Origin of the sequence: Mycobacterium sp. NAZ190054, from assembly GCF_001545925.1 — a bacterium.
GTDB lineage: Bacteria > Actinomycetota > Actinomycetes > Mycobacteriales > Mycobacteriaceae > Mycobacterium.
Map to the genome: position 1 here is coordinate 1 of NZ_LMVQ01000180.1, position 7,604 is coordinate 7,604.

At 69.7% G+C, this 7,604-nt stretch carries 9 protein-coding genes; 6 read left to right on the forward strand and 3 right to left on the reverse strand.

Translation table 11 applies throughout. From position 1 onward, the window contains the following. On the forward strand, positions 1-296 hold a 296-nt coding region (locus ASJ79_RS31030; protein WP_197420212.1), incomplete at its 5' end, for an HNH endonuclease signature motif containing protein. 99 nt (positions 297-395) lie between these two features. Here ASJ79_RS31030 and ASJ79_RS35045 read toward each other — a convergent pair. Continuing rightward, positions 396-872: a contact-dependent growth inhibition system immunity protein gene (locus tag ASJ79_RS35045; RefSeq protein WP_369803674.1), complete on the reverse strand. Its 477-nt coding sequence runs from the start codon at positions 870-872 to the stop codon at positions 396-398. Between the two features lie 135 nt (positions 873-1,007). After that, the gene (locus ASJ79_RS14245) at positions 1,008-2,405 is read right to left on the reverse strand and encodes a PucR family transcriptional regulator (RefSeq protein WP_156448443.1); all 1,398 of its coding nucleotides are present in this window, start codon (positions 2,403-2,405) and stop codon (positions 1,008-1,010) included. A 142-nt stretch (positions 2,406-2,547) separates the two neighbouring features. Here ASJ79_RS14245 and ASJ79_RS14250 point away from each other — a divergent pair, with 142 nt between their 5' ends. Genes ASJ79_RS14250 through ASJ79_RS14270 form a run of 5 tightly spaced genes read left to right on the forward strand, consistent with a single transcriptional unit; the run spans position 2,548 to position 7,292 of the window. Then, positions 2,548-3,999 (forward strand): APC family permease, encoded by a 1,452-nt coding sequence (locus tag ASJ79_RS14250; protein WP_067956192.1) that lies wholly within the window; start codon positions 2,548-2,550, stop codon positions 3,997-3,999. Beyond that, positions 3,992-4,684 (forward strand): SDR family NAD(P)-dependent oxidoreductase, encoded by a 693-nt coding sequence (locus tag ASJ79_RS14255; RefSeq protein WP_067956196.1) that lies wholly within the window; start codon positions 3,992-3,994, stop codon positions 4,682-4,684. Before ASJ79_RS14250 ends, ASJ79_RS14255 begins: the two co-directional genes overlap by 8 nt. After that, complete coding sequence (locus tag ASJ79_RS14260) at positions 4,681-5,445, forward strand: SDR family NAD(P)-dependent oxidoreductase (protein WP_067956203.1); 765 nt, start codon at positions 4,681-4,683, stop codon at positions 5,443-5,445. The genes ASJ79_RS14255 and ASJ79_RS14260 overlap by 4 nt, the downstream gene beginning before the upstream one ends. A gap of 36 nt (positions 5,446-5,481) precedes the next feature. Next, positions 5,482-6,429: an agmatinase gene (gene speB, locus ASJ79_RS14265; protein WP_369803676.1), complete on the forward strand. Its 948-nt coding sequence runs from the start codon at positions 5,482-5,484 to the stop codon at positions 6,427-6,429. After that, positions 6,429-7,292, forward strand: a complete 864-nt coding sequence (locus ASJ79_RS14270; protein ID WP_067956210.1) for a polysaccharide deacetylase — start codon at positions 6,429-6,431, stop codon at positions 7,290-7,292. Before speB ends, ASJ79_RS14270 begins: the two co-directional genes overlap by 1 nt. A 7-nt stretch (positions 7,293-7,299) precedes the next feature. On the opposite strand, the gene ASJ79_RS34750 is transcribed toward ASJ79_RS14270, so the two are convergent. Next, the gene (locus tag ASJ79_RS34750; RefSeq protein WP_255374733.1) at positions 7,300-7,431 is read right to left on the reverse strand and encodes a hypothetical protein; all 132 of its coding nucleotides are present in this window, start codon (positions 7,429-7,431) and stop codon (positions 7,300-7,302) included. Positions 7,432-7,604: the final 173 nt, after the last annotated feature.

Sequence of the window (7,604 nt, forward strand, 5' to 3'; positions counted from 1 at the left end):
TGCATGCCCATCACCTCCGGCATTGGGAAGACGGCGGGGCCACCGAGTTGGACAACCTGGTGCTGGTGTGTCCGTTTCATCATCGGCTGCATCACCGCGGCGGTATCACCCTGACCGGGCCGGCGCAGCGGCTGACCGTCACCGACAGCGCCGGCCGAAAACTCGAACCCGGCTCGCTGGCCCGTCCACCCACTACACCCCCACCCGAGGTCGGGCCCTACCGCGGACCTTCCGGCGAACGCGCCCAATGGTGGTGGTACACACCATTCGAACCCCCACCACCCACCACCAACTGAGCCCCCCAGGGAACGGCGGGTGTCCGCGGATTGACCCGGGGCGTTCAAGCCAGGCACAGCATCTCCGGCTCGAAGCCGTTGTTGCATAGCGAAGTTCGTTCACGCTGTATGCCAGCGCGTCGTCGGCTCCGGTTGACAGGGAGCAGGTACTTCCCGAGCTGAACCGTGTCCAGGATTGCCTTGCCGGTTGTCGGCCTCGCAAGGATTTCCTGCGGAGATCTCGTTCGCAGTTCTGCCGTCGACGGCGGCAGCCTGCTGGCGGAGCCGGTCTGCGATCTGCCCTAACCATTCTTTGGAGGTCAGTGGATCGGGCGAGTAGTAAGCACCCATGGTGTAAACCAGAATCTGCTTCAGGTCCGGTTCCGGTCGGGCCTCACGCAAGTCGTCGATCTCCTCGGCCAGTGTTCGGAGCGGCTCAGCGGCGGGATCTTCATTGGCGTAGTTGTCGACGATGCCTTGCCAGTCATCGGCTTCCAGATCCCAGTCCTGGCGGAAGTAGGCCCCGAAGAATTGGTACAGGGCCGTAGAGATCGAGCCGTCGTTCATGGCCTCGGAAATCCTGTCAGCACGTGCCACCCCGTGTCCGTCGCGCTTCTCAGCACCACCTGAACGGCCGATACCCGGTACTGATTCCCAGATTGCAGCCAGGGTCGCCGTTGCGACGAGGTCACGACCCAGGTGTGAATCTCGGCGCACAGCATCGCACACCGCTCAACCCGCCGGGCCCTCCGCCCGGTCGGCCGCCCACAGCCCGATCATGTAGGCCGTCAAGTCATTGTGCTGCAGCGGATCCCGGCCGGTGATCTCCTGGATCCGGGACAGCCGGTGCCGCACCGTGTTGGTGTGCAGGAACAGCTCCTTGGCGGTGTCGCTCAGTGATCCGTTGCAGGACAGGAACACTCGCAGCGTGCGCACGTGTTGGGTGCCGCGCTGGTGGTCGAGCTCGGCCAGCGGGTCGATCAACAACTGTTTGAACGGGGCCAGCTGCGCCAACGGCAGCTGCTCCAGCAGGCTCTCCAGCGTGCTGAGCTGATCAGGCCCGACACTACCGCCGCGCTGCTCGGCCAACGTCAACGCGATGCGGGCCTGCGCGATCGCCGAGCCGATGTCGGGCAACGGCACCGGCGCCGAGTGCCCGGTCGGCAACGCGAGGTCCTCGGTCACCTCCAACGCGCCCACCGTCAACATCAGGCACAGATCCGGGGCGTCGCCGATCAGCGCGTCCGGGAAGGCCATCGACAGCAGCGCTCCGGCACCGGCCGGCCATGCCGAGCACGCGATCTCACCGGCGGCGAACCCCGGCCATTCCAGCAGCTGGTTCAGCGCATCGGGCAGGAGCATCCGCCGCTCGACCAGCGACAGCAGCTGGCCCACCCGCTCCCGGGTCAGCGCGGCCTCGATGTCGCGCTCACCCTGCGCGGCACGGACGAACCGCGCGATCAGATCCAGCACCGCCGGCTCCGGCCGGTCACCTCGGCCGACCCACACCAGGGTGCCCAGCCCCGGCACCGCAACGCTGACCGCGTCCTCGCCCGAACCGGCACTTCGGTCGGGCTCCAGAAGACCCTCGGGTTCCAACAGGAAATAGCACCCCAGCACCTGGCCCGCGCTGTCGAGCAGCCGGCGCGGCGAGTCGTGCCGGCGCAGAGACGACAGCAGTTCCGGCGCCAGCGCGTTGGTCGCACGGGCGACGGCGATCTCCGCGCCCAGCCGGGATTCGGCCACGAAGCGGCTGATCTGGCTGAACGGCACATCCGGCGGCGCCACCAACATCGGCAGCCCGTGTGTGCGGCACTGCGCGAGCAGCGCCGCGGGCACGGTGTCGTGGCCGTCGCCGACCCCGAAGCACACCCCGGCGGCCCCGGCCCGGGCCAGCGCGTCGACGAACACCGCGCAGTCCTGTTCGGTCTGCAGGCTGATCCCGACGGTGCACACCAGTTCGCCGCCGCGCAGATAGCGGGACGGATTGCGCATCTCGGTGGTGTGCACCCAGCTCACCGCTCGATCCAGCTCCTGGGCCACCCCTTCGGGAACCGACAGGTTCAGCGCAGGTGTCTCGAGCAGGTCCCGCAGGGTCGGGGCTGCCGACTCCGCACGCACCTCCGACACCCCGCGAGCGTAACGCGGACGTCACACGAGCGACGGCCGTCATTGTGCGATCGTTCAACGCCGGGGCACCGCGACGGTGCGATCGCTGCGTCTTCGCCACCACGACTGGCGTCGGCCGCACGTCCAGCGTGATAGTTCAGCCATGTCGTCATTGGTCAGCCCGGCAGAGCAGCAGCCACAGTTGCGCCGCGAGTTCTCCCTGGGCTCGGCGTTCGCCTTCGCGTTCGCCTTCATCTCTCCGATCGTCGCCCTGTACGGGATCTTCGGCCTGGCGCTGTCGTCGGCCGGGCCGAGCTTCTGGTGGGGCTTCGGGCTGGTCTTCGCCGGCCAGTTCCTGGTCGCCCTGGTGTTCGCCACCCTGGTGTCGCGCTGGCCGCTCGAAGGGTCCATCTACCAGTGGTCGCGCCGGCTGCTGGGCAGCACGTACGGGTGGTTCGCCGGCTGGGTCTACATGTGGACCCTGGTCATCGCGATGGCCACCGTCGCGCTGGGTGCGGCGGGGTTCACCGCCAACATCATCGGCATCGAGGAACCCTCGGGCGGCACGCTGGCCTGGATCGCGCTGGTCATCCTGCTCGCCGGCACCGCGGTGAACCTGGTCGGACGCCAGGCGCTGAAGATCTTCATGATCGGCAGCATCATCGCCGAGGTCATCGGTTCGGTGGTGCTGGGCACCTGGCTGCTGCTGTTCCACCGGCACAACTCGCTGTCGGTACTGTTCGAAGGCGGTGGCGCCGAGTTCGACGCCTGGGCCTATCTCGGCGGCCCGTTCCTGATGGCGGTCGCGTTCATCGGGTGGTCGTTCGTCGGCTTCGAGAGCGCCGGCTCGATCGCCGAGGAGGTGCACAACCCCCGGCGGGACCTGCCCAAGGCCGTGTTGTTCTCGCTGGCCTTCATCGCGCTGGTGGTGGCCTACTCCAGCCTGGCGATCATCCTGGCAATCCCGGATCTCGACGCGGTGGCCGAGGGCGCCGTCGCCGACCCGGTGTACGAGACGCTGACCACCGCGCTGGGTGCCGGCATCGCCAAGCCCGTCCAGGTCATGTTCGTCATCGGGTTCCTGGCCAGCTTCCTGGCGCTGCAGACCTCCGCGTCGCGGGTGATCTGGGCCTACGCCCGCGACGGCGCGCTGCCCGCCGCCGGCACGCTGGTGCAGCTGCGCGGCCGGGCCCGCATCCCGGTGGTGGCGATCCTGGTGACCACGGTCATCGGCGCGGGCCTGTTCCTGCTGAGCATCGTCGCCGGGGACATCTACTCCCTGATGGTGAACTTCACCGCCGGCGGCTTCTATCTGGCGTTCCTGTTCCCGTTGGTCGGTTTCCTGGTGGTGCTGCTTCGCAAAGGCTGGACGCCCGCGGCGTTCTCGCTGCGCAGGTGGACCCTTCCGGTGGCCGTGGTCGCCGTGGTGTGGGCGGTGCTGCAGTTCCTCAACATCGCCTGGCCGCGAGTGGCCTTCGAGCAGCGCTACCTGGACTGGTCGGTCTGGATCGGGATCGTGGTGCTCGGAATCCTCGGTGCGGTGCTGTACGCAACGGTCAAGACGCGGATCGCCGCGCCGCAAGATCACGAGGAACCGGCGCTGACGAATGACTGAGCGACCGGTCGCCCTCGTCACCGGCGCCGCCAGCGGGATCGGCGCCGCGGTGGTCGAGTCGCTCACCGCGCGCGGCTACACCGTCGGATGCCTCGACCTGAAGCCCGGAACCGGCGAAAACAGCGTGGCCGCAGATGTTTCCGACGCCGACGCGGTGGCCGGGGCGGTGAACCGGCTCCGGGAACGGCTAGGCCCGGTCAGCGCCGTGGTGACCTCGGCCGGGTACTACGAGATGGCGCCGGTGTCCGACATCAGCGCGGACGCATGGCGCAGGATGCTGCGCGTGCACCTGGGCGGACTGGTGAACGTCGCCCGGGCCACCCTGCCGGATCTGATCGCCGCGCGCGGGTCGCTGGTCGCGGTGGCCAGTGAACTCGCCGTCGGCGGCGGTGACGAGGACGCACACTACGCGGCCGCCAAGGGCGCGATCCTCGGGCTGGTGCGCAGTCTCGCCGCCGAGGTGGCCGACCGCGGCGTGCGCGTCAATGCCGTCGCACCCGGCCCGACCGACACTCCGCTGCTGGCCGCCGATTCGCCTTGGCGCGCACCGGAATACCTGCAGACGCTGCCGCTGCGCCGGCTCACCACCCCGGCCGAGGTCGCCCGCTGTGTCGAATTCCTGGTCTGCGACGCGACATTCAGCACCGGCGACGTCGTCAACGTCAACTCGGGAGCGGTGATATGAGCACGGATCTGCGCGGCCGGGTGGCACTGGTGACGGGCGCCGCCCAGGGGATGGGCGCCGCGCACGCCCGCCGGCTGGCGGCCGCGGGTGCCACGGTGGCGGTCAACGACCGCGAGGACAGTGACGCACTGACGGCTCTGGCCACCGAGATCGGCGGGTTCACCGCCCCCGGGGACGTGTCCGACCCGCGGCGGTGCCGGGAGATCGCCGCCCACGTCGCCGCCACCACCGGCCGGCTCGACGTCCTGGTGGCCAACCATGCCTACATGACGATGGCCCCGCTGCTCGAGCACGACGGCGACGACTGGTGGAAGGTGGTGGACACCAACCTCGGTGGCACCTTCTTCCTGGTGCAGAGCGTGCTGCCCTACATGCGCGACGCCGGTGCCGGCCGCATCGTCGTGATCACCAGCGAGTGGGGCGTGACGGGCTGGCCGGACGCGACCGCCTACGCGGCGTCCAAGTCCGGCCTCATCTCCCTGGTCAAGACGCTGGGCCGGGAACTCGCGCGCGAGCACGTCATCGTCAACGCGGTCGCGCCCGGCGTGACCGACACCCGGCAGCTGCAGGTCGACGCCGACGCGGCCGGCGTCCCGGTCGAGGACATCCGGCGCAGCTACGCCGACGCGATACCGATGGGCCGGATCGGCGCGCCCGACGAGGTCGCCGCCGCGGTGGAGCTGCTGTCCGACTTCACACTCGAAGCCGTTGTCGGACAGGTGATCTCATGCAACGGCGGCTCCACCCGGACCCGCGCCTAGAAAGAACGAGGAGACGCAGTGCAACAGGATCCGCGGATGCGGACGGAATCCGGCGTGCTCGGGCAGATCGACGCCCAGCAGGTCCCGCGCTATGCCGGCCTCGGCACGTTCGCGCGGCTGCCGCAGCGCCACGAAGTCGAAGACCACGACATCGCGGTGATCGGGGTGCCGTTCGACAGCGGCGTCACCTACCGGCCCGGGGCGCGCTTCGGCCCGGCCGCGATCCGGCAGGCGTCCCGGCTGCTCAAGCCGTACCACCCGGCGCTCGACGTGGCGCCGTTCGCGGCCGCGCAGGTGGTCGACGCCGGTGACCTCGCCGCCAACCCGTTCGACATCGCCGCCGCGGTGGCGCAGGTCAAGGACGGCATCCTCGATCTGGTCACCCGCCCCGAGCAGCGGTTCGTCCTGCTCGGCGGCGACCACACCATCGCGCTGCCCGCGCTGCAGGCCGTCAACGCGTTGCACGGGCCGGTCGCGTTGGTGCACTTCGACGCCCACCTCGACACCTGGGACACCTACTTCGGCGCTCCGTGCACCCACGGCACCCCGTTCCGCCGGGCCGCCGAGCAGGGCCTGTTGGTCAAGGGGCACTCCGCCCACGTCGGGATCCGCGGGTCGCTCTACGACGCGGCCGACCTGCTCGACGACGCCGAGTTGGGGTTCACCGTGGTGCACTGCCGCGACATCGACCGCATCGGCGTGGACGGGGTGATCGAGCGGGTGCTCGAACGGGTCGGCACTCACCCGGTGTACGTGTCGATCGACATCGACGTGCTGGACCCGGCGTTCGCACCGGGCACCGGCACCCCCGAGATCGGCGGCATGACGAGCCGTGAGCTGGTCGCGGTGCTGCGGGCGATGCGTGCGTTGAACATCGTCGGCGCCGACGTGGTGGAGGTGGCTCCGGCCTACGACCACGCCGAGGTCACCGCCGTGGCCGCCGCCAACCTGGCCTACGAGCTGATCAGCATTATGGTCGGCTGATGGAGCGCTTCCCCTGGCCGGAGGGCAGGACCGCCGCGGCGGCGTTCACGTTCGACGTCGACGCCGAGTCGGCGATCCTGTGGGGCAACGAGAGCGTCGGGGCCCGCATGAGCGTGATGAGCCACCAGGCCTACGGCCCGCTGACCGGCATCCCGAGGATCCTGAATCTGCTTGACCAACACCAGATCCGGTCGACGTTCTTCGTCCCGGGGCATACCGCCGACCGCTACCCGCAGGCCGTGCGCAGCATCGTGGCCGCCGGGCACGAGATCGCCCATCACGGGTATCTGCACGAGCAGCCCACCGCGCTGACCCTGGAGCAGGAGATCGACGCGCTGGACCGCGGCCTGGCGGCGCTCGCCGACGTCGCGGGCGTGCGTCCGCTGGGCTACCGGGCCCCGATGTGGGACCTGTCGTGGCGCACCCCGGCGCTGCTGGCCGAGCGGGACTTCCTGTACGACTCGAGTCTGATGGACGCCGACCATCCCTATGAGCTGGCGATCATCCCCGGCGCGGACCGGTCGCTGGTCGAGATCCCGATCCAGTGGGCGCTCGACGACTGGGAGCAGTACTGCTTCCTGCCGGACATCTCCGGGAGCGGGCTGATCGAGAGTCCGCGCAAGGCCCGCGAGTTGTGGCAGCTGGAGTTCGACGCGCTCCGGCGGGTGGGCGGCTGCTGGGTGCTCACCAACCATCCGTTCCTGACCGGCCGTCCGTCCCGGGCCGCCGAACTGGGCGAGTTGATGCGCTATGTGCTCGACCACGACGACGTCTGGGTGGCGAGTCTCGGTGAGGTGGCGGAACACGTACGGTCGCTGGGTCTTTCACCGCGGTCGATCACCCCGCCCGACGTCCCGCGCTGAGCGGGGGTCAGCCGGCCCGGACCTCGTCGGTGATGTCGGCGAGCTGGTTGTCGTCGCGGTGGTCGTTCATGTTCTTGCATTCGCCGTAGATCTCCACCGCGCCGCGGTCGGGGTAGTTGCCGGGGCCGACGATCACCATCACCCCGCCCTTGTGGACGGCCTCGCCGGCGGGCTGGAAGCCCGGCGGCGGTCCCGGCGCCCAGCCCGGCTGTTTCGCGAGGGTGGCCGCGCTGCTGCCGGTGTTCGCGGTGTTCGTGATCTGGGACGTGATCGCCACCGCGGCCGGGGTGTGGTGGTTCAAGCCCGACTACG